This window comes from Collimonas antrihumi (assembly GCF_018304965.1).
Lineage (GTDB): Bacteria > Pseudomonadota > Gammaproteobacteria > Burkholderiales > Burkholderiaceae_D > Collimonas > Collimonas antrihumi.
This window is the reverse complement of sequence record NZ_JAGQED010000039.1, coordinates 1-20,936: the sequence shown is the minus strand read 5'-3', so window position 1 is coordinate 20,936 and position 20,936 is coordinate 1. Positions and strand designations below refer to the sequence as shown.

General features: G+C 55.2%; 17 protein-coding genes. 11 read left to right on the top strand and 6 right to left on the bottom strand.

Features of this window, described 5'->3' with window-relative positions:
- Positions 1–56: 56 nt before the first annotated feature.
- Positions 57–1,076, bottom strand: a complete 1,020-nt coding sequence (locus KHU29_RS20645) for an isoaspartyl peptidase/L-asparaginase family protein (protein WP_343216083.1) — start codon at positions 1,074–1,076, stop codon at positions 57–59.
- A gap of 1 nt (position 1,077) precedes the next feature.
- Entirely contained in the window at positions 1,078–2,037 is a 960-nt protein-coding gene (locus KHU29_RS20640; RefSeq protein ID WP_211455210.1) for a MurR/RpiR family transcriptional regulator, read from the bottom strand.
- Between the two features lie 290 nt (positions 2,038–2,327).
- Between KHU29_RS20640 and KHU29_RS20635 the strand changes: the two genes are divergently transcribed.
- Complete coding sequence (locus KHU29_RS20635; protein ID WP_211455209.1) at positions 2,328–2,831, top strand: cupin domain-containing protein; 504 nt, start codon at positions 2,328–2,330, stop codon at positions 2,829–2,831.
- Between the two features lie 46 nt (positions 2,832–2,877).
- On the opposite strand, the gene KHU29_RS20630 is transcribed toward KHU29_RS20635, so the two are convergent.
- The 3 genes from KHU29_RS20630 to KHU29_RS20620 form a co-directional block, all read right to left on the bottom strand.
- Entirely contained in the window at positions 2,878–4,155 is a 1,278-nt protein-coding gene (locus KHU29_RS20630; protein WP_211455208.1) for a dicarboxylate/amino acid:cation symporter, read from the bottom strand.
- Positions 4,156–4,479: 324 nt separating this feature from the next.
- Positions 4,480–5,568: a WD40/YVTN/BNR-like repeat-containing protein gene (locus tag KHU29_RS20625; protein ID WP_211455207.1), complete on the bottom strand. Its 1,089-nt coding sequence runs from the start codon at positions 5,566–5,568 to the stop codon at positions 4,480–4,482.
- Positions 5,569–5,570: 2 nt separating this feature from the next.
- The gene (locus KHU29_RS20620; RefSeq protein ID WP_211455206.1) at positions 5,571–5,840 is read right to left on the bottom strand and encodes a MoaD/ThiS family protein; all 270 of its coding nucleotides are present in this window, start codon (positions 5,838–5,840) and stop codon (positions 5,571–5,573) included.
- Between the two features lie 160 nt (positions 5,841–6,000).
- Between KHU29_RS20620 and KHU29_RS20615 the strand changes: the two genes are divergently transcribed.
- The 8 genes from KHU29_RS20615 to KHU29_RS20580 all read left to right on the top strand — a co-directional run bounded on the left by KHU29_RS20615 (position 6,001) and on the right by KHU29_RS20580 (position 19,681).
- Positions 6,001–7,764 (top strand): ShlB/FhaC/HecB family hemolysin secretion/activation protein, encoded by a 1,764-nt coding sequence (locus KHU29_RS20615; protein ID WP_343216082.1) that lies wholly within the window; start codon positions 6,001–6,003, stop codon positions 7,762–7,764.
- A 48-nt stretch (positions 7,765–7,812) separates the two neighbouring features.
- Positions 7,813–8,055 (top strand): ESPR domain-containing protein, encoded by a 243-nt coding sequence (locus KHU29_RS20610; protein ID WP_211455205.1) that lies wholly within the window; start codon positions 7,813–7,815, stop codon positions 8,053–8,055.
- Positions 8,052–16,502, top strand: a complete 8,451-nt coding sequence (locus tag KHU29_RS20605) for a hemagglutinin repeat-containing protein (RefSeq protein WP_211455204.1) — start codon at positions 8,052–8,054, stop codon at positions 16,500–16,502. The genes KHU29_RS20610 and KHU29_RS20605 overlap by 4 nt, the downstream gene beginning before the upstream one ends.
- A 31-nt stretch (positions 16,503–16,533) precedes the next feature.
- A complete protein-coding gene (locus KHU29_RS20600) occupies positions 16,534–16,782 on the top strand; it encodes a hypothetical protein (protein ID WP_211455220.1) in 249 nt (82 codons plus the stop codon).
- Between the two features lie 17 nt (positions 16,783–16,799).
- Positions 16,800–17,597 carry a hypothetical protein gene (locus KHU29_RS20595; protein ID WP_211455203.1) on the top strand — a complete coding sequence of 266 codons (798 nt, stop codon included), beginning with the start codon at positions 16,800–16,802 and terminating at the stop codon, positions 17,595–17,597.
- Between the two features lie 12 nt (positions 17,598–17,609).
- Positions 17,610–17,924 carry a hypothetical protein gene (locus KHU29_RS20590; RefSeq protein ID WP_211455202.1) on the top strand — a complete coding sequence of 105 codons (315 nt, stop codon included), beginning with the start codon at positions 17,610–17,612 and terminating at the stop codon, positions 17,922–17,924.
- Positions 17,925–18,133: 209 nt separating this feature from the next.
- The gene (locus tag KHU29_RS20585; RefSeq protein ID WP_211455201.1) at positions 18,134–18,895 is read left to right on the top strand and encodes a hypothetical protein; all 762 of its coding nucleotides are present in this window, start codon (positions 18,134–18,136) and stop codon (positions 18,893–18,895) included.
- Between the two features lie 117 nt (positions 18,896–19,012).
- Positions 19,013–19,681, top strand: a complete 669-nt coding sequence (locus KHU29_RS20580; protein ID WP_211455200.1) for a hypothetical protein — start codon at positions 19,013–19,015, stop codon at positions 19,679–19,681.
- A gap of 230 nt (positions 19,682–19,911) precedes the next feature.
- Here KHU29_RS20580 and KHU29_RS20575 read toward each other — a convergent pair whose 3' ends face one another.
- A complete protein-coding gene (locus tag KHU29_RS20575; protein ID WP_211455199.1) occupies positions 19,912–20,118 on the bottom strand; it encodes a SymE family type I addiction module toxin in 207 nt (68 codons plus the stop codon).
- 127 nt (positions 20,119–20,245) lie between these two features.
- Here KHU29_RS20575 and KHU29_RS20570 point away from each other — a divergent pair, with 127 nt between their 5' ends.
- A complete protein-coding gene (locus tag KHU29_RS20570) occupies positions 20,246–20,485 on the top strand; it encodes a hypothetical protein (RefSeq protein ID WP_211455198.1) in 240 nt (79 codons plus the stop codon).
- A 141-nt stretch (positions 20,486–20,626) separates the two neighbouring features.
- Positions 20,627–20,833 carry a hypothetical protein gene (locus KHU29_RS20565; protein ID WP_211455197.1) on the top strand — a complete coding sequence of 69 codons (207 nt, stop codon included), beginning with the start codon at positions 20,627–20,629 and terminating at the stop codon, positions 20,831–20,833.
- Positions 20,834–20,936 lie beyond the last annotated feature (103 nt).

The following is a 20,936-nucleotide window of genomic DNA, read 5'->3' as shown; positions in this document are numbered from 1 at the left end:
TATCAATTGCATCATCAACTTTTGCATCTTTTGCATCTTTTGCATCGTCTGCTGCATCATTTGTAGATTGCGGTCACCGGTGTTTCACCAACCTTGGCGAAACCGCGATACATGCCTTCGGTATTAAACGGCAGCACCAGGTTACCCTGGGCATCGACGGCGATCAGGCCGCCGCGGCCCTTATAGCGCGGCAGCAGATCCATCACCACCTGTTCGGCGGCTTCTTCCAGCGATTGGCCCGCATACTCCATGCGTGCCGAAATATCGTAAGCCGCTACCGTGCGCATGAATGCTTCGCCGGTGCCGGTGGCGGAAACGGCGACGGTGCGATTGTTGGCGTAACAGCCGGCGCCGATCAAGGGCGAGTCGCCGACCCGGCCCACGCGTTTGTTGGTAATGCCGCCGGTCGAGGTGGCTGCCGCCAGGTTGCCGTGCATGTCGACCGCGACAGCACCGACCGTGCCGAATTTATCATCCGGATCGATGGGGGCGATTTCAGTTGTCTCATCGCTTGCCGCCTGGCTGGTGGCATCGTGATCCAGCAACAGCATGCCTTCCTTGTCGCGTGCGCGCAGCCATTGGGCGTGACGGGCTTCGGTATGAAAGTACTCCGGCTCGACCAGCTCTACACCATGCTGGGCGACAAATGCTTCCGCGCCTGGGCCTGCCAGCAAAATATGTTCGCTATTTTCCATTACCGCACGCGCGGCCAGTATCGGATTACGCACATGTTCAACCATGGCGACGGCGCCGGCGTCCAGCGTGGCGCCGTCCATGATCGCGGCATCCAGCTCGTGCGTGCCGGCATGGGTGTAGACCGCACCTTTGCCGGCGTTGAACAGCGAGCAGTCTTCCAGCATGCTGACGGCGCAGGCGACGGCGTCCAGCGCGCTGCCGCCGTCCGCCAGGATTTTCTGGCCGGCGCTGAGGATCTCGTTCAGGGCGTCGTGGTAGGCCTGTTCCTGCATAGTGTTCATGGCGCTGCGCAGGATGGTGCCGGCGCCGCCGTGGATGGCGATGGTGGCAAAATTGGCGGGCTTGGTCGCAGGGGTATTCTGGTTATTCAAGTTACTCACGTTATTTCACTTTCGCTACAGATTTGTTGGTTGCTGTTTTGCCAGCTTTGCTAGAAGCGACTGGCTGGCGGTGTCCGTCCGGATGATGCAGCCAGGGCAGCACGGCTTCAGTCATTTTCGATGCTGCATGCACCGAGCGATTGGCGCGATGAGCGACGGCGTCGCATACCGCCTGGATCAAGGCCAACGCTGCGGCATCCGAAGTCGGCGACAACAGGCGTTCGGTCTGTGCGTACAGGGTCACGTCGGCCAGCGGCACCAGTGGCGATTTCGGCCCGTCGGTAAATGCCAGCAGTTGCGCCGAGCGTTCCTTGGCGCGGCCTGCCAGCGTCACGGTATCGGTAACATAGCGTGGAAAAGCCAGTGCAATCACCAGGTCGCGCTGATCGAGCTTAAAGAACTGGCGGCTGGCTTGCGACGGCCCACCTGGCCCGGCCACTGACATCACCGTACGGCAATAGGGTTCCAATGCATGCGCCATGAGTCCGGCCAGGAAAGCACTGGCGCCGAAGCCGAGTATGAATATCCGGTCCGCGTTGAGAATCATGCTGACTGCCTGGTCGCAATGCGCCGGCGACAATGCACGTTGCGTGGCTTCCAGGTTTTGCACATCCGCCGTCAGCGCTGCTGCCATGATTTCCGCGCTGCTGGCGGGGCGCAGCACTTGATTGCGCAGCTTTTCGACCGGCGCCAGCGACGATGCGAAGTCCAGCACCAACGCCGCCCGGAATGCCGGGTAACCGTCGAATCCCAGTGCATGCGCGAAGCGGTTAGCCGTCGCCAGCGAAACGCCGACCGCGTCAGCCAGTTCGTCGATGGTCATGGTGGCGGTGTGGAATACATTCGCCAGCACGTAATCGGCTGCCTTGCGGTGCGCTTTCGACAACTCTGGATAGGCTTTGCCTATGCGTGCTGCGACTGCACTTTCGCGTTGCCATGCTGTGATTGCGGAATGTTGCACCGTCTGCCTCTTGGATTGTTTTTTATAATTTGTGTAAATATATTTTCATTTTCGTTTCAAGTAAAGGAAATTTATTTTCTTTTTTGGGATGTGTAGTTTGTGTCATCGCATGTGTGCGGAAGTGGTGCCCAAGTGGCGCGGAAATGCGGCTTTGCACCATTTTTGTCTGGCGATTGTCCGCAACGGTGCATATGAATTTCCGGTGGGAATTACAGCCGAGCGTGCTTGCGTGTATTCTGCTGTGCAGGTCCAAGATTTAGTCCTTGGAACCGTCAATTTTCGGAGAAAAAATGAATGAAAACGCAGAGAGTTTGAGCCGTCGTTTGATTCGCAACTTCAACACCGCGCCGGCCACGCATGACTTGCGCGAGCCTTTATACGATTCTATCGGCGCGCGCCTGGCGCAGGGCACTGCGGCACAGAAGCTGGGCGCCAGCATAGATACTGTCGCCCCTGGCAAGATGTCCTGCCCGTATCACTTCCACTACGCGCAGGAGGAGATGTTTATTATTCTGGAGGGGTGTGGCACGCTGCGGGTGGCGGGCGAAATGCTGCCGTTGCGCAGCGGCGACGTCATCTTTATTCCGCCTGGTCCGGAATATCCGCACCAGATAGTGAATACGTCGGATCGGCCGTTGAAGTATCTTTCGATCAGCACCAAAGAGCAGCCGGAGGTATGCGAATATCCCGATTCCGGCAAGTTTCTGGCGATGGCGTCCGTTGGCGGCGAACGGGTTTTCGATGTGGTGCAGCGCAGATCGAACGACCTGGATTACTGGGACGGCGAACCGTGATGCCGCTACCGTGCTGCGTCAATAACGCAGCACGGTAGCAGGCGGATCAGACCGCCGCGTTGCTGTTCTGATCCAACCCGACATCGCTGTTGGCGGCGTTATAAATATCCAGATCCAGTAAACCTTCTTCCTTGGCCACCAGCACCGGCACCAGCATTTGTCCGGTGACGTTGGTCATGGTGCGCATCATGTCGAGAATGCGGTCGATAGCGACCAGGTAGCCGATGCCTTCCAGCGGCAGGCCGGCCGAACTGAGCACCAGCGTCACCATCACGATCGCAGTGCCGGGTACGCCGGCGGTGCCGAACGAGCCGAGCACCGAGGCCAGCATGATGATGAAGTACTGCGACAAATCCAGCTGCAGGCCGAAATACTGGGCCACGAAAATCGAAGCAATCGCCGGATAGATGGCGCCGCAACCATCCATCTTGATGCTGGCGCCGAGCGGTACCGCAAACGCCGCATATTCCTGTTTCACGCCGAGGTTATGCACCACGCTGCGCAAGGCGATAGGCATCGAGGCAAAACTCGATGAGCTAGTGAATGCCACTTGCATGGCGGGAAAGGCGCCGCGGAAAAAGCGAATCGGATTGAGACGATGGCTCAACAGCAGGCCGCCATACACCACCACGATGTGCAGCGCGCATGCCAGGTACAGCGTAAACACGAAATTCCCCAGCGGCAGCAGGCGCTCGAAACCATAGGAGCCGACCAGCGCAGCGATCAGGCCAAAGGTGCCGAGCGGGGTCATTTCCAACACAAAGCGGGTGATCTGGATCATGGCGCTGCTGGCTTCGCCCATCAGTTCGCGTACCTGTTTCACCTTGTCGCCCAGCTTCACCAGCGCCATGCCGAGCAGTCCGGCGAAGAAAATCACTTGCAGGATCTTGCCTTCAGACAGCGCCTTGAAAGGATTCGACGGCACCACATCCAGCAATACCTGGATCGGCGTCGGCACTTCACGCACGGTGTAATCGGCAGCCATCGCGAGCTGGCCCAGGTTATGGCCCGGATTGGTGAAATTCGCGACCAGCAAGCCGACGCCAACCGCCAGCACCGCCGTAATGGCAAACCACAAGAACGTCTTGCCACCCAATGCGGCAACGCTTTTCATGCCATGCAAACTGGAAATGCTATTGGTGACGGCAAAGAAAACCAACGGCACGGCGATCATCTTGATCAGCGTGACATACAGCTTGCCGAGCGGGCCGAACCAGGTTTCGGCGGGAGCGCCGACCAGCCAGCCGGCCAGCGCGCCGAGTACGAAGCCGCCCAGCACACGTTGCCAAAAGGGGATGCGGAACCAGAAAGAGAAAATGTTCATGGAGTAATCAGGGAATAAGTATGTGTCTTGCCGCATGTCTTGCTGCAAAGCGAAGGCAAGAGCGTGGCAAGCCCGGGGCAGGCGCGTAAACCGGACGACCGGAGAGTATCGGGGCTGGCTGCACCTGCGTCCAATATTTTTTTGCTCTATCGATATTATTTGTTGTTATTTTGATATTTATATCGCGTAAGCCATAGATGAGGTGAACTCAAAAAACTCCGTCATCCCCGCGAACGCGGGGATCCAAATTACTGCCTAAAATGGATTCCCGCGTTCGCGGGAACGACTTGCACACCCTAATGCGATAAAAAATAGCAGACCCGATTAGCCGAAGCACACCGCATAAACCGGCGGCATGGTGCTGGAAATGGCCTGCCAGTTGTCGCCGCCGTTCTCCGATAGCCAGACACTGCCGGTAGTCGAAGCCATCAACAGGGTACGTCCGTCATCCGCCACCGCCAGGCCATGGCGATAGATCAGGTCGTAGCAGTGCTGCTGGGGCAGGCCGTTGCGCAAGGCGGTGAAGGACTTTCCCCCGTCGGTGGTGCGTGTGACCGCCAGCGCGGCATCTACCGGGACGCGTGTCTGGTCAGCCTGTGCCGGGGCAAACCAGGCGGTATTGCCATCACCCGGATGCACGGCCACGGCAAAACCGAAGTTCGACAAAGGCGCGGTGCTGACTTCCTGCCAGTCCGCGCCAAAGTTGCCGGAGCGCCAAATCCCATTGTGATGCTGGCACCAAAGCTGATCGGGGGTATCCCTCGCGCCGGCAATCCGATGCGGGTCTTGGATATTCTGATCGTCGATGCGCTCCGGCGGCATGTAGTTGGCGTTCATGCCTCTTGCGCTCAAGCTCCAGCTGTCGCCACCGTCATGCGTAACCCAGGCGCCGCCGCAGGAAATGCCGACGAGGACATGGCGGCTGTCGCGCGGGTCGACGCAAATGCTGTGAATCCCCGGAACGTCGTAGCCGCCGCCGAACCATTCGCGGCGCTCCGGCGCATCCCACAAGGAGCGCATGAGCGTCCACGATTCGCCGCGGTCGCTGGAACGGAACAAGCCGCCCGGCAAGGTGCCGGCCCAGATGACGCCGGGCTGGTCGGCGCCGCCGCAAGCGAGCGACCAGATGAACTTCACGCTCCAGTCGACCGGGTCGCTTGAGTCTTCGGGTTTGAGGGGATAGGCCGGCGCGGCAATTTCCGTCCATTGCTCCGTCGCAGCATCCTTGCGGTGCAGCTTTACACCGAAATGGCCAAGGTTCAGCGCGGCGTAGACTGCGCCGTCGCGCGGGTCCGCCAGCACCATGGAAACCGGCTCGCCAAGAAAGGCAATCGGGCCCAGAGCCCAAGCGCCATCTTGCTTTTGCAGTGAAAACAATCCTTTGCGGCTTGCGATCCAGGCGCGGTCAGTCATGGTCAACCTCCAGAGAGAGCTTGCAGAACGTGCACCTTGCTGTGCGCTGTCAATGGCGCACTCAGATGTACGTGGTCACGTACGTTATGGCCGTCGATGAAAATCGCGACATTCGGCCGCAGGCAGCCTTGTTCATCGAGCAGATAGGCGCGCAAGCGCGGATTGGACGCGAATGCCGCTTCCAGCCCGGCGCGCAAGGTGAGGGCGTCGGTGTGAATTTCCGGCGCTGAGATGAAGCGGGCAAGTTGAGGTGTGAAAATGAGCGTCGCCATAGTGCCGCCAAAATTGTCAGACAGTGTCGTTTCCCAAGGTCGTCTCAATACGATAGCGCAGTTAAACTGAAATTTCCCACTATTTTTTCCGATTCGTCCGATATCCCGATTTGTCGCAGAGTAATACAGTCCGTGTTGATTTTTATAAATAAGGCAACACGTGAGGAAGAGCGCTTTGTTTGGTTGGTCGGTGCTGTTGGCTTCAGCGTTTCAAGAAGTGCTGGCACAGGACGCTCCGGCGCCGGTCAACCGGGCGGAGGTTATCCAGACGCCAGCCAGCGAGGAACTACGCCGCCGCAGCCAGGCTGAAGCGCTGGAGCGTCAGCAACAGCTACAAGCGCCGAAGGTCGATCTGCAGCAAACCGCTGCGCCGCTGGAAGCGGCCGACACGCTGACATTGCCAACCGAATCACCTTGTTTCGCGATTCAGCAATTCACGCTTGAGGTGCCGAATCAATTGCCGGAGGTAATCCACGCCGCCGGCGCCAGCAATCTACCGCACGATCCCTTTCGTTTTGCCCAGGACTATTTAGGCCAGTACGCCGGCGCCTGCATCGGCAAGGAAGGCCTGAACCTGATCGTCAAACGCCTGACCAGTTTGATCCTGAGCAAAGGCTACAGCACCACGCGTATCGGCATCCCCGAACAAGACCTGGCCAGCGGCACACTGAAACTGGTGCTGGTTCCCGGCGTGATCCGTGAAATCCGCTTTACCGATCCCGACCTCTACGGTACCTGGCGCAACGCTTTCCCGACAAGTGCCGATGCACTACTCAACCTGCGCGACCTGGAACAAGGTTTAGAGCAGATGAAGCGCGTGCCGAGTCAGGATGTCGACATGCAAATCGTCCCCGGTGAAGTGCCGGGCGAGAGCGATGTGGTGATCGAAGTGAAGCGCAGCAAGCCGTGGAAGTTGACCGGCACGTTGGATGACAGCGGCGCCAAAGGCACCGGCAAATTGCAGGCCGGTCTCAACCTTTCCATCGACAACCCGCTTGGCCTGTCCGACATGTTCAACATCGGCATCAGCACCAACGCCGACCGCGCGGCCGGCCGGCGCGGCACCAGCGGTAACAATATCTATTACGCGATTCCGGCCGGTTACTGGAATTTTTCAGTCTCGGGAAGCACTTACGATTACCACCAGAAAATCGCCGGCAACAACCAAGATTTCGTTTCCAGCGGCAAGTCGCGCAACCTGGAATTCAAGGTTGCGCAATTATTCCAGCGCGATCAGGTACAAAAGAACAGCTGGCAATTCAAGGTCGGCAAACGCTGGAGCCATGCTTTTATCGACGATACCGAAATCGCGGTGCAACAGCGCAATACCACCTTCGCCGAGCTGGCTTGGGTCCATAAGCATTATTTCGGCGACGCCCAGCTCGACCTGACGCTGGCCAACCGCTGGGGCGTCTCCTGGTTCAACGGCCAGGCAGACCTGGACAACCGCGAACCCGGCACGCCGACCTTCCGCTATACCTTGCAATCGATTGACGCAACCCTGAGCGTGCCGTTCAAGATCGCCAGCCAGCCGCTGACCTACATCGGCACTCTGCGTGGCCAGAACACGCGCTCGCCACTGTATCTGACAGATCAATTCAGTATCGGCAATCGCTACACCGTGCGCGGCTTCGACGGCGAACTGACGCTGGCGGCCGAGCGCGGCTTCTTCGTGCGCAATGAACTCGACATCCCGCTGGCCCAAAGCGGTCAGTCGGCCTATGCCGGCATTGATTTCGGCAAAGTCTACGGCCCCAGTGTGCAGCATTTGCTGGGCGACAAACTGGCCGGCGCCACCGTCGGCGTGCGGGGCGGTTTGTTCGGCTTAAGTTACGACATCTTTTCCAGCTGGTCGCTATACAAACCGGCTGAGTTCAAAACTGCAACGCCTGCGGTCGGCTTCAGCCTGACCTATCAGTACTGACCGCCCGATATCTCACCGCAGATTCACCTTACCCGCATTGGAAACACGATGAACAAGCAAAACTTCCGCCTTATTTTCAATCGCAAGCGCGGCATGCTCGTTGCTGTTTCAGAACACGTGGCGAGTCAAGGCAAGGGCACGGGAGAAACGCGTAGCGCGCCGGCCTCTGTCGCGGCCACGCCACTGATGCGCTTGGCGCTGCTGGGCGTGGCGATTGCCGGTCTGTTTGGCGGGGTAACGGTGGTCAATGCGCAGCAGGCGCCTATAAGAATGGCGGACCGGCACCGATGATCGACAGAGCGGCCAACGGCGTTCCGGTCGTACAAATTGTGCAACCCAACGGCGCCGGACTGTCCCACAATAAATACGAGCAGTTCTCGGTCGACCTGCATGGGGTCATTTTAAACAACAACCCGACCGCGGTGAGTACCCAGCTAGGCGGCTACATAGAGGGCAATGGTCAGATCAATACGCCCGCTAACATCATCCTCAACGAAGTGATGAGTACGTCCAGGTCGCACCTCAATGGCTACATCGAAGTGGCGGGACAGCGGGCAGAAGTCATCGTTGCCAATCCGAACGGTATTTCAGCCGGCGGCGGTGCAGGCTTTATTAATACTGCCCGTGGCGTCCTGACGACAGGCGCTCCCGTATTCGGCGGCGACGGCAGCCTGGCCGCTTTCCGCGTGGCCAGGGGCGATATCGATATCGGCGCCGGCGGCATGAACGGCACCGGGACCGAGCAATTAGACCTGATCGCCCGTTCCGTGTCGGTCAATGACAAATTATTCGCCAACCGCCTCAATGTTGTGACCGGCGCCGCGCAGGTCGATTACGGCGATCTTGGCAACGTCCAGATCATTGCCGGTGAAGGTGGCCAGCCAGCCGTCGGCATCGACAGCGCCATGCTCGGCGGCATGTACGCACAAAAGATCAGGCTCGTTGGCAACGAGCATGGTGTCGCCGTCAAACTGCTGGGCGATGTAGCGGCCAGCGCTGGTAACGTGACGATCAGTAACGACGGCAAAGTGACACTGAACAACAAGACCAATGCCAGCGGCCAAATTACGATTCATAGCAGCGCTGATGTCGACAATGGCGGCACGCTCTATGCCCGGCAAGTCGACGTCAATAGTGGAGGCCGGCTATCGAACAGCGGCACCATGGCGGCGCAGGGGGACCTCAACGTCAATGGCGCAGCGATCTATTCGACGGGCGTGCTGGCGGCTGGCATAGACGCCGACGGCAAAGCGACACAGGCAGGCAATCTTGCTCTCAATGCTGACGGCACAATTACTGCTATCGGCCAGAACACCGCCGGCGGTAACCTGGCGATGACGGGCGCCAGCATTGATCTCAGTAATGCCGATACCAGTTCCAACGGTTCCACCGCGCTCACAGCGACAGCTGGGGACCTCGATCACAGCGGCGCCAACCTGCAAGCAGCAGGCGGCACGGCACTTCATGCAGCGGGGACGCTGATCAACGATCAAGGCGTCATTAATACGGCACATTTCACCAGCAATTCCGATGCGCTTTCGAATGTTGGCGGCAGCATCATCCAGTCGGATACGGGCGATACCACCATCGCGACCGCCGGTGTCATCAATAATACGTCCGGCATCATTGCCACTAACGCGACCAATCTCCATCTGCAATCAGGGAGCCTGCTCAATGACGCCGGCCATATTACGCATGCGGGCGCCGGCACGTTAGCCATCGACACGGGCGGCGCCAGCAACGTCGACGGTGACATCGCGACCAACGGCCAATTGCTACTCATTGCCGCCAGCCTGGACAATCAAACCGGTTCGCTCATCGCCAACCGCAATGCAGCGTTGAACCTCGCCGGCAATCTCAACAATGTTCAAGGAATGATCCAGGCAGCCAACGCTTTGCAGGTAAGCGTTGCCAATATCGACAATACTGCTGGCCGCGTCACCTCCCTGGATAGTAGTGGCCTGACTTTGAATGCTAACGGTCGACTGACCAATGCAGCAGGCACTACCGCCGATGGCGCGCAAGGGGGTATCATCGGCGGCAACGGCGATGTGGCCATTACTGCTGTCAATGCTACTAACAGTGGCAGCATCACGGCGGGCAACAATCTATCGGCGAATATCCAGAACCAGCTCGATAACAACGGCGGCCGCATGGCGGCAGCCAATACCTTAACGGCACAAGCGGCTGCACTGAGCAATACGCAAGGTGTGCTGGACGCAGCCAGGATCAATGCCACCGTTGCGCAATTAAACAATAACGGCGGTCAAATCAACGCCGACCGGCTCACCCTTCACGCCACCAATCTCTCGAATCAACAAGGTCGGATCGCCCAATTCGGGGATGGCGCCAGCATCATTGACGTCGCCGATACGCTGGACAACAGCAACGGCGGCTTAATCCAGACCAACAGCACCGATCTGACATTAACACCACTGCAATTGATCAATGACAGTGGCACGATTTCCCATGCTGGCGCGGGTCAACTCACTGTGAACGTTGGCAGCGGCGCCTTGCACAATTCCGGGGGAACCATCGGCAGCAATGGTACTGCCAACGTCACTGCAAACGCGATCGAAAATCGAGGCGGTACTTTGTTTGGCGCGGACGCCACCTCGGTGACATCAACAACCGGCGATATCGACAACAGCAACGGCGGTTATCTGGGCGGCGACAGGTTGACGCTCAGCGCAGCCGGCCAGGTCAATAATGCCGGCGGCAAGGTGGAGGCAATTAACGGCGGCCTGGCGATCGACGCCAACAACCTCAACAACGCTGCAGGCACTGTGCAGAGTTTAGGAAATTCCGCGCTGAACATCCGTCTACGTCAAGGTTTAAGCAACACCGCGGCGAACGGCATCGGTGGTTTCATCGGCAGCGCGGGCGATCTGAACGTCAATGCCGCAGACATCGACAACACCGAAGGCACGTTCTACAGCAAACAGGATCTTTCCCTGAATGCCGATGGCACGCTCGCCAATACTGCCGGCGTCATGCAAAGCGACGCTTCCCTCAGCGCGATGGCGACGCATGCCATCAGCAATAGCGCTGGCCGCATCGAAGCCAACGGCGACTTGTCGCTCGTGGCAGACAACCTGAGCAATACCGGGCAAGGCCAGGTCATCTCTGCCGCAGACATGCGTCTGGCGATTGCGGACAACTTCAATAATAGCCAGGGCGGGCTGTTCGCTGCGCGCAACCTGAACATCAATCAGGCAGCGGCAACGCTCAACAATAGCGCTGGCAGCATCGGCGCATCGGGTGATATCAATGTGGTCGTCGCCAGTTTGGATAACAGCTCGGGGCACATCGGCAATACCGCAGGCGATGGCGGCAATATCACCTTATCTGTCAGCGGCAATCTCACCAATACGCTGGGCAACATCGGCGCCGACAAGAACGTGTCGGTGAACGCCGCTACGATCGTGGGCGAAGGTAAAGTCATCGCCGGCCAGGACGCCGCCATCCACCTGCAGGGCGATTATATCAACACTGCAGACAATCAATTCACGGCCAATCGCGATCTCAGTTTCAGCACCAGCGGCACGTTGACGAACGCAGGCAATCTGGAAGCCGTCCGCAATCTGAGTTTGGCGGCAGCCAATGTCACCAATCAATACGGTGCGTTAATCAATGCCGGCAATGGCAGCACCTTGATTCAAGCGGACGGTGCGGTCTATAACCTCGGCCGCATCTACGGCGACGATGTTGCCATCGGTGCGCAGAGTATTACCAACGATGGCATCTTGAATGCCGACGGCAGCACTTCCCAGGCCGGCGTGATCGCTTCCCGTAACGACATGGATCTGGGGGCGGCGACCATCGTCAATCGCGAACACGCGATCATCCAGAGCCTGAACGACATGACGTTCGGCGGCAGCCTGGATGCCGATCACAAGGCGGTCGGCAATTCTGCATCGATACTGAATGCATCGGCCACCATCGACGCCGGGAATAACCTGACGTTACAGACAGCCAACCTGACTAACCGCAACGATCACTTTGAAACAGGCCTGGTCATCGACCCTGCCCAGACTACCCACGTCGCCCAATACCGCGCCTGGAATAGCGGCATCTGGTACGACGAAAGTGAGATATCCTGGAGCGACAGCGGTCGCGGCGGAATCGTTTTAGTCTTGCCGGGTGGCGGCCGCTACGAACAATTCTACAAGCGCGACTACACGCAAGTCGTCGAAAAAACTGAAGTCATTGCCAGTGCTCCGGGTCAAATCACATCCGGCAACAACATGACCTTGTCGGGCAACGTCATCAACGATAAAAGCACCATGATTGCCGGCGGCACGCTCGGCGGGCAAGTCGGCGACCTGCACAATATCGGCGCTGAAGGGGAGGTGGTGACCACCAACCAGATGACCGCCTGGCAGAATTACTACCACTGGGTCAGCGGCAGTTCGCACAACAATAATTACACCTACGATAACAACGGCGCGGCCTATGATGTAGCGTTGCCGTCATCGTCCTTTATGCTGCCGGTGTGGACGGTACTGGATCAAACCAGGCCGGACCAGGGCGATAACGGTGCCATCGGTAGCGGTGTCGGCAACAGCACGGTGCCGGCTGCCGGCAGCAGCACTATCGGCGGCAATCAAGGTGGCCAGGATCTGGTTGGCGATGGGCCTACGGTGGGTGGCGTGAAAGGTTCTGCCGGCGGCAATACCGGCACCTCCGGCAGCCCGCAAACGATAGGCACGGCGAATAAGCCGTTGCCGAACCTGACGCTGCCCAATAGCCAGTTATTTCCGATTACCCAGAATCCGAACGCCGGATATCTGATCGAAACCGATCCCAAATTCACCAACTACGGCAATTTCATTTCCAGCAATTACATGCTGGAGCGCCTGGGCATCGATCCGATGGCAGCGCAAAAACGCCTGGGCGATGGTTTTTATGAACAGAAGTTGATCAACGATCAGATCGCTGAATTGACCGGCAAGCGTTTCCTGGGCAGCTACACCAGCAATGAGGCGCAGTACGCGGCCTTGATGGATGCTGGCGTGAGCTACGCGCAACAGTTCCAACTGACGCCGGGGATTGCCTTGACTGCGGCGCAGATGGCCAATCTGACTTCTGATCTGGTCTGGCTGGTTGCGCAAGATGTGACGCTGCCCGATGGGACCGGCGCCAGCGTGCTGGTTCCGGTGGTGTATCTGTCGCGTACGGAAAATGGCGATGTGAGTCCGAGCGGCGCGGTAATGTCCGGGCGGGATATCGATTTGAGCGTCAACGGCACGTTGAACAACGGTGGTACGTTGCAAGCGTCCAATAACACCTTGATACATGCCACCGATATCAACAATACCGGGGCCATTCGCAGCGATGCCAAGACCGGCACGACGGTACTGGTGGCGGATAACGACCTGATCAATGGCGGCAGCATCTCCGGCAACCGCGTCGGGATACTCGCCGGGCGCGATATGACGATGGCCAGCACCACCAGTGCTGCGACTAGCAAGAACGGTACCAATATCGGCTTGGGGCAAGTGGCGACGGTTAACGCCGACCAGTTGAGTATCCAGAGTGGCCGCGATATCCATCTGGCGGGAGCGGCGATCAGCACCACGGGTGACGCTGCGTTTGTTGCGGGGCGTGATATTAATCTGAACACCGTGACGACGCAGGCGACATCGAACGTGACTTACGGTGCGCAAAACCATCTCAATGAAAGCCAGACGCAAGCGGTTGGTGCTGCGATTCAATCGGGGGGTAATGTGACGCTGGCTGCCGGGCAGGATATCAATGCCAATGCGGCGTATGTGAATGCCGATCAAAACCTCAGCGTCGCTGCCGGACGGGATGTCAATCTCAACCGTGCGCAAGAGACCGGCAGTAAAGATCAGGAAATCTATACCACCAGCAGTGGCTTCATGTCGTCGAGCAGCTCGCACATGAAAGATCAGCAACAGCACACGCAATCGGTGGGAACAACGCTTTCTGGTGATAACGTGCAAGTGGTTGCAGGACGCGATGTAAATGTCACCGGCAGCAACGTCGTCGGCACCCATGACGTTGCCGTGGTGGCGGGCAATAACGTCAACATCGTCGCCAGCCAGAATACCAGCAGCGGCAGTTACAGCACGGAAGAAAAGAAGTCCGGTTTGATGAGTAGTGGCGGTGTTGGCTTTACGGCTGGCAGCCAGGAACAGCAAAATGCGCAAACCAGCAATTCACTCACCCACAACGCCAGTATCGTTGGCAGCACTGACGGCAATATAGTGATCAGTGCCGGAAATGCTTATACCCAGACTGGTAGCAACGTCTTAGCACCCAACGGTGATACTACTATCGTGGCTAAGTCGGTGGATATCAATGCAGCCATCGATACCAGTAGTGCTACGCAAGACAGTAAGTTCAAACAAAGCGGTGTTACTGTTGCCGTAACCAATCCGATTATCTCAGGCTTGCAAACTGCCCAACAAATGAACAAGGCATCAAGCAACACCGATGACAGCCGCATGCAGACATTAGCTGGTGCTGTTGCCGGTCTTGCTGCTTATAATACGTATAACGATGTCGCAAAAAATCCTGGAGAAGCAGGTGGTTATAACGTGAGCGTCAGTGTTGGAAGCAGCAAGAGCGAAAGCCATAGTGCACAAGCCAGCAGCGCTGCGCAAGGAAGCAACGTCACGGCAGGTGGGAATGTGAATATCATCGCTACAGGTGGTGGCAACGACAGCAATATCAATGTCATCGGCAGTAATATCACGGCAGGCAATAATGCCAACCTGATAGCGGACAACAACATCAATTTGCAGGCGTCACAAGATACGTTCGAACAGCACAGCAACAACAGTTCGAGTAGTGCTTCCGTTGGTGTCGGCTTTGGCACAAGCGGCTGGACAGTTTCGGCCAGCGCTAGTCAAGGGCGTGGTAATGCGGATGGACAGGACGTTAAATGCAACAACACCCACGTCACGGCAGGTAATCAACTTAATCTCATTTCCGGTGGCGATACCAATCTGATCGGCGCCGTCGCCAGTGCCGATAAGGTACTGGCCAATGTCGGAGGCAATCTGACTGTTCAAAGTCTCCAAGACACCAGTACTTACGACAGCCAACAAAAAAATGTCGGCGTAGGTGTCACCATTCCGCTAGGTGCCGGTGCGGCTGGCGTCAATGTCAGCAAGAGCAATGTAGACAGTAATTACATTAGTGTTGGTGAACAGTCTGGTATCAAGACGGGTGATGGAGGTTTTGATGTGGTTGTGGCGGGCAATACGAATCTGGTCGGCGGCGTCATCGCCAGCACCGACAGAGCTGTTGATGAGGCCAAGAACAATTTTACGACTGGCTCACTCACTCATAACGATCTGGAGAACCATGCTGACTACAGAGGGCAAAGCGTCGGCATCAGTGCCGGCGTAGGTACGCAACCTGCGTCCAGCCAAGGTGCCGGCGTAGGTTACGGCTCAGAAAGCGGCAATGCTGACAGCACCACGCACAGCGGCGTCAGCGGCATTGCCGGCAATGCCGCCGTCAGAAGCGACGATGTGGAAACCGGCATCGGTAAAATCTTCGATCAAGACAAAGTGCAAAAGAACATCGACGCGCAAACGCAGATTACGCTGGCGTTTAGCCAACAGGCACCGAAAGCCATCGGCACGTTTGCCGGTAATCAAGCTGATGATCTCAAAAAGCAGGCGGCTAATGAAAGTGATCCTGGCAAAAAAGCAGCCTTGTTAGCTGACGCAAAAAAATGGGATGAAGGAGGTGAATATCGGATTGCCTTGCATACCGTTGCCGGTGCATTGGGTGGTGGTGTCGGCGGGGCACTAGGGGCCGGTGCTGCGGCCAGTGCTGCGCCGCTGCTGCAAGACTTGCAGAACAATGTGACCCAAGGTTTGATAGATGCAGGAATGAGTCCACAGGCTGCGCAATTGGCCGCCCAGACCGTTGCGATGGGGACGGCGGCTGGGCTCGGGGCCGTGGCAAGTGGCGGTAGTGTTGCTGGGGCTGGGATGGGGTTGGCGGTGGATACTAACAACCGCCAACTTCATCCGGATGAGAAAGAACTAGCCAAGAGACTGGCGCAAAACAGCAACGGGAAATATACCGTTGAACAGGTTGAAGATGCGATGCGGGCAGCCAGGAATAATTTGCTGGGCGAAGGCGTCGGTGCAGGAGCTATCGTCAACGTGGACGGTAGTGCCGCGACGGTCTACGATGAGGGGGCGAAATGGTCTGTTGTTCAGAATCAGCAAGATGGTAGTCAACAACTGGTGCAGCAGATTCCGTTAAATGTTTCTGCTGATTTGATGGACTACATTCAGCAAAATGCTGGAGATACCTATTCGTGGTCTCCCGCAGAGAATCTTGCTTTGGGCATGGGAAATCCTTCATCTGCCAATAATCCATTCGCGCAAGCTAATTGTGTTGGAACACAGTGTTCGGTTGTGTTGATTAATCCGCAGTTGCCAACAAGAGATCAATTGGCGGATACGGCAGGATTTGTTTCTACTCAGGCGGGTTGGGTTGGGTCAACAGCTGCTTTGGCTGGTGCCGTACCTGGACCTCACACTCCTGCTGCTGAGGCCGTAGCGCTTCTAGCAACGACAATTGGACTGGGTAGTGGCTTTGTGGAGCAAATATTAAGGCCTAACCCAAGAGATTACTTGTCTGGAAGTGGTATAGATATTGGCAATTACTTTTTATCGGAAAGATACCCTCTTTTTGCTCCAGTTCTTAACGGAGCATCAGAGGTAATTAAGAATTCGCCATAAATCTAAAAATTTAACGGGAGCCAATCTAAAAATGAGCATATTCATAAAAGACGGAAATTTCACTCCTCTTGTGCGCGGAGTTCTTTGCGTTGTCGGTATAGCCCTTATTTTTATTGGTCTTGAATTTGATTCAACATTGATCGTATCTTGTATTGGCCTTGTGATTGGTGCAATAGGTGGCATCTCAAGTCGTTCAGCAATGTTAAAAATAAAACCATTCGACAACGCATATAAAAATGCCAAAGACAGTTACAAAGATGATGACGATGCAGAAAAATAGACGCTAACAATCGGCAGTTGCATCCGGATGAAAAAGACTACATCAAAAATAATGCGGAGCGTTACGCCAAACAGAAAGGTATTTCTGTTGATCAGGCACAGCAAGAATTGACAGCACAGGCAGATCGCCAGGTGCAATCCGGTTCTCCTGGGGCATGGGATCAAGATGCTAGCGAATTCCTCAGTCATGCGAAAGGCATGCTAGGCGCGGACGGCTATGGCGGGCTGGGTTATATGTTCTATGCGACGCCGGAACAGAAGGCCAATCCGAATATATATGCTGAACATGGTGGGCAGAATATTCCATCGGCAAATGACCTTGCTGCTGCAGTCGCTCGTGAACAAGCTATTCAACAAAACGTAAGTAATGCGACCCTTGGCGCTGCTGGATTGGCTGGTGCGATTGCAGGTGCGGGGCCGTTGAGTGGCGCAGCGATGGATGTGTATGCGGCTTACAAGGCTGCTGCGGCTGGGTATTCGCCGGGGACGGCTTTAGGCACGGGTGCAGCGGTTTCAGGAGGATTTTATACGCTTGGCGTTGGTGCAGAAGCCCTTAAGGATTACTACGCAACTGGTCAAAATATAGTATCAGGATTTGAACAGCGCTTCTCTTATCCAGGCTTGGCTACAGCAATGGCGGTGGGTGCTCCAGTCGGCATGTACAGCACGGCTATGTTTAGTTGGGCTGGCGTGCCGAACGCACTTGGTAACTGGTTGACACTGCCAGGATTCATCATTCGCGCTAATAGCACGATGTTTGGCAATGTTGCCGGTCAGGCTGCACAAGGCGCAGTCAAACAATCCACCAATCCCTAACTGGAGGTTGTTATGTTCGATGGCTTCTGGTCTGGGATATTGGGCGGCTTGTTTGGCCCTGCGCTGGCGCAATGGCTAGGTCGGTTTAAATATTGGGTGATTTTTTTATTCGCGGCATTTGCCTGGCAAATATTTGCTCTTATTCTTGGAATTTACTATAGGGGATGGGTTGGGTTTAAAAATATTTTTACTGACGACAATTCATCGTCTCTCATTATTTTTTGTTACGTTCCGGTTGGCGTAGGTATATTTGCTGTCTTCGTAGCATTTCTAGGTTCGTTGAATACTCCGAAAAAGCCAAGCGAAGACGATAAAAATAAACCATAGTATTTCGTTGTTTTAAAACGTAAAAATCCCCACCAACATCTGGCCGTAACCAGATGTTGGTGGGGATTTTTTAGCAGAAAAAAATAGCGCTATGGTCAGCGGCGTTTAATTGCTGGTAATCATCAAACTGAGCTTCCTCTGAAATTTCGTCTTCCACACTGAGTTTCCCATTAATCACAAGTTCACTTAAAGAAAAGATTATCCCCCCAATGAAGAAAATAAATTCCATCCTGTTCTCAATACTTCTACCCCTATTTCTCCTCGGCTGCGCCACTGCGCCGCCGCATGTCGCACAAAAGCAGACCAATCGATCCGCAATTGAAGCAACCCAGCGCATCGAGATTTTTTATCATTCCGATCAGGAATATCCCGTGATCGACGCCGGAGGATCGGGCTATGCCGGCCTGTCTGGCTTGCTGGGGCCTATTGGTTTGATTGCGGGATTAGGGGCACACGCTGCGAGCAAGACTACGATGGCTGATCGCGCTCGCAGCCGTAGTGCTGATTTCACGAAGGCCGTGCACGACGCTTCCGGCACGCATGACTTTACAGAGCAATTCGCCCAAAACCTGGCGGAGCAACTTCGCGTAACCGGGCGAGAAGTTAAGCTGACTGAGATCGAACGTCCGCTGGGTGATGCTGCGTTATCCAAGAGCATGGCCAAGAATATGGTGTTCACACCCGGTTACACAGCACTGGTATTACGTACTTCAAAGAGCTATGTGGCAGAAAGCGCCACCAGCAGTTATCGGCCGGTCGCCATTGTGGAATTCGCTCTTATGAGTAACCCTCAGCAGCCGTTAATTGAGAGCAGCCTGTCGAACATGCTGAGTAAGCCAACATATATCACCTACAGGGGTCTTTTAGCTGACGCCGAGCAGGCGGCAGACGCGCTGGACAAGGGGCTGTTGGCGCTAGTGCCTCAAGTTCAACGCGTGGTTTTTGATATGAGCGAATTTTCCAGTCGCTAACAACCGCCAACTTCATATGGATGAGAAATAACGGGCCAATTGGCCGACACAAAACAGCAACGGGAAATACTGGCATTGCTAGATATGTTGGTAAATCATTCTGATTGGATATAAGACATGCATCTCCGTTTCTTTCATCTTGGAAATTTGACTGTAATAGGCTCAGCTGTATTTTTCCTTGCCAGCTGTGCAAATCCTCCTGTTTTCAAAACTTGGATTAAGCCAAATGCTTCTGAAGCAGACGCCAAACAGGCCATGCGCGATTGTGGATTTCCGAACGCTGCGGGTACAACTAGAGAAACTCCTCGCAACGAGGCAGTCAAGATGTATCAATGCATGAAACAAAAGGGATTCCAGAATTCTGGATTTTCTGATATCTGCGATATAGCAAAAGAAATGCCTGCATGTGTAGCTCAGAAACAAGGATATCCCGTAAGCGTCACCCAGCTTGAAGCAATGCCTTTTTTTGAGGATGACCCAGGGTTCTGGCCTATTTTGGAAAAATCGAATCTTACATCGTACAGCTTAATAAGTTGGCGACCTGCAGGGGCATCACAGGATTACAAGTTACGACCAGAAAATTATCAAGCGACCCTGCCTGTAATGTATGCATGTGGCTACCCTAATCCTCTCGGATCTGGCGAACAGGTAAGTATTGGTGTCGCTGCGCGTGTGCAAATGTGCATGCAGGCTAAAGGTTTTATCCCAGACAGAGCAAACGTTTCGCTTTCAATAATGATTCCGGTCTGCCGACAATATCCGGAACTTCCTGATTGCAAAAAATGAGGCGAAAGCCATCCTAGTGTTCTATTAATAAGGACGAAGCAACTCAAGATCGGGCATGATCGACGGCATATTTCGGTCCCGTCGCTTACAATCGGTAGTGGCACCAGTCGGAGAAATATTTGATTAAGAACAATGTGGCTCGCTACACCTAACCAGAAAATGAACTCCCGGCCTCATGTGGCGCACGGAGTCGGGAGCGACCTTCTGTTTGCCGTTGATATAGGAAGGTTTTAATCGCTGGTAATCATCAGACACCCGGTCATGACTCTGATACGCACGTTGGCATTGGGACTGAAGCCTGTCTGTTTCATGCCGTTGCCATGCAGGCGAATCCAGAGTGCTTCAGGATCATCGTCCTGATAAAAAGACACACTGAGCCGCTGTGCTGCGTTTACTATCGATGTGCTGGTATCTCGCGTACTATTGCGCTTAGCCATATTAACTACTCCGTTTAGTTGATTGGTTAGTGGATCATGGGTGTTAGCGCACCTCTGATCCGCGTCTATTTGCCACCCTGCATAGCGCTCTTTACTCTGAACGCATTCTTAAAAATAGCACGTGCCCATGTTTAAAGACATCATTATCCTGCGTCGAGAGACTTTTAAGAAAATGCAGATACCTGGCGTTGTTAGCATCAACAATAGCGAGGGCAGACCGGCGTCATTGCTGCGCGGAATAGCATCAATATTGGCACCGTCACCATCGTCAACCGTGAGCATGTCATCATCCAGAGTCTGGGCGACCTACGACAGCCAGATCCAGATCAACGGCAGCGCGATCAACACCGGCGATCAGTGGCGGTAGCCGCCACCACGCACATACGCAGAGTAAATTCGATAATTTTAACCATACATGCTGTAATTTTTCTACGGATACAAATCAATGGCGTCATATGTGATTCGATGCATAGGTTATTTGAGTCTAACTTTCCTCTGCCAGAATATAATGGCTCAGTCTATTCAATACGATATGAATGGCGCGGTTTATCCAGGTGCGCTATGTAATGAAAAATTGTTTTCAAGTGGTATTACTGACGCCCCTGACTTTCAAGCTTTTGAACAGAGCATTTTGAAAGACCCATTGCTTCCGACTTGGGCACGTAACAAGCCGATGAACTGGGCTTGCAATCTTAAGGAATCTCTGATTAAGTAAACGCCCGACCGCATTGAAGCGTTAGACGAGGTATTCGAAACAAATTTGGATGAAGCCCATGAAACAAACGACACTTGCCATTGCTGGATTTGACAAATACGCG

What these genes read in the sequence shown, in the direction of transcription:
- KHU29_RS20610 (WP_211455205.1), top strand. Translation starts at nt 7,813, where the DNA reads ATGAACAAGCAAAACTTCCGCCTTATTTTCAATCGCAAGCGCGGCATG.
- KHU29_RS20575 (WP_211455199.1), bottom strand. Translation starts at nt 20,118, where the DNA reads ATGGCTAAGCGCAATAGTACGCGAGATACCAGCACATCGATAGTAAAC.
- KHU29_RS20605 (WP_211455204.1), top strand. Translation starts at nt 8,052, where the DNA reads ATGATCGACAGAGCGGCCAACGGCGTTCCGGTCGTACAAATTGTGCAA.
- KHU29_RS20585 (WP_211455201.1), top strand. Translation starts at nt 18,134, where the DNA reads ATGAAGAAAATAAATTCCATCCTGTTCTCAATACTTCTACCCCTATTT.
- KHU29_RS20630 (WP_211455208.1), bottom strand. Translation starts at nt 4,155, where the DNA reads ATGAACATTTTCTCTTTCTGGTTCCGCATCCCCTTTTGGCAACGTGTG.
- KHU29_RS20565 (WP_211455197.1), top strand. Translation starts at nt 20,627, where the DNA reads ATGGCTCAGTCTATTCAATACGATATGAATGGCGCGGTTTATCCAGGT.
- KHU29_RS20580 (WP_211455200.1), top strand. Translation starts at nt 19,013, where the DNA reads ATGCATCTCCGTTTCTTTCATCTTGGAAATTTGACTGTAATAGGCTCA.
- KHU29_RS20590 (WP_211455202.1), top strand. Translation starts at nt 17,610, where the DNA reads ATGTTCGATGGCTTCTGGTCTGGGATATTGGGCGGCTTGTTTGGCCCT.
- KHU29_RS20625 (WP_211455207.1), bottom strand. Translation starts at nt 5,568, where the DNA reads ATGACTGACCGCGCCTGGATCGCAAGCCGCAAAGGATTGTTTTCACTG.
- KHU29_RS20635 (WP_211455209.1), top strand. Translation starts at nt 2,328, where the DNA reads ATGAATGAAAACGCAGAGAGTTTGAGCCGTCGTTTGATTCGCAACTTC.
- KHU29_RS20570 (WP_211455198.1), top strand. Translation starts at nt 20,246, where the DNA reads ATGTTTAAAGACATCATTATCCTGCGTCGAGAGACTTTTAAGAAAATG.
- KHU29_RS20600 (WP_211455220.1), top strand. Translation starts at nt 16,534, where the DNA reads ATGAGCATATTCATAAAAGACGGAAATTTCACTCCTCTTGTGCGCGGA.
- KHU29_RS20620 (WP_211455206.1), bottom strand. Translation starts at nt 5,840, where the DNA reads ATGGCGACGCTCATTTTCACACCTCAACTTGCCCGCTTCATCTCAGCG.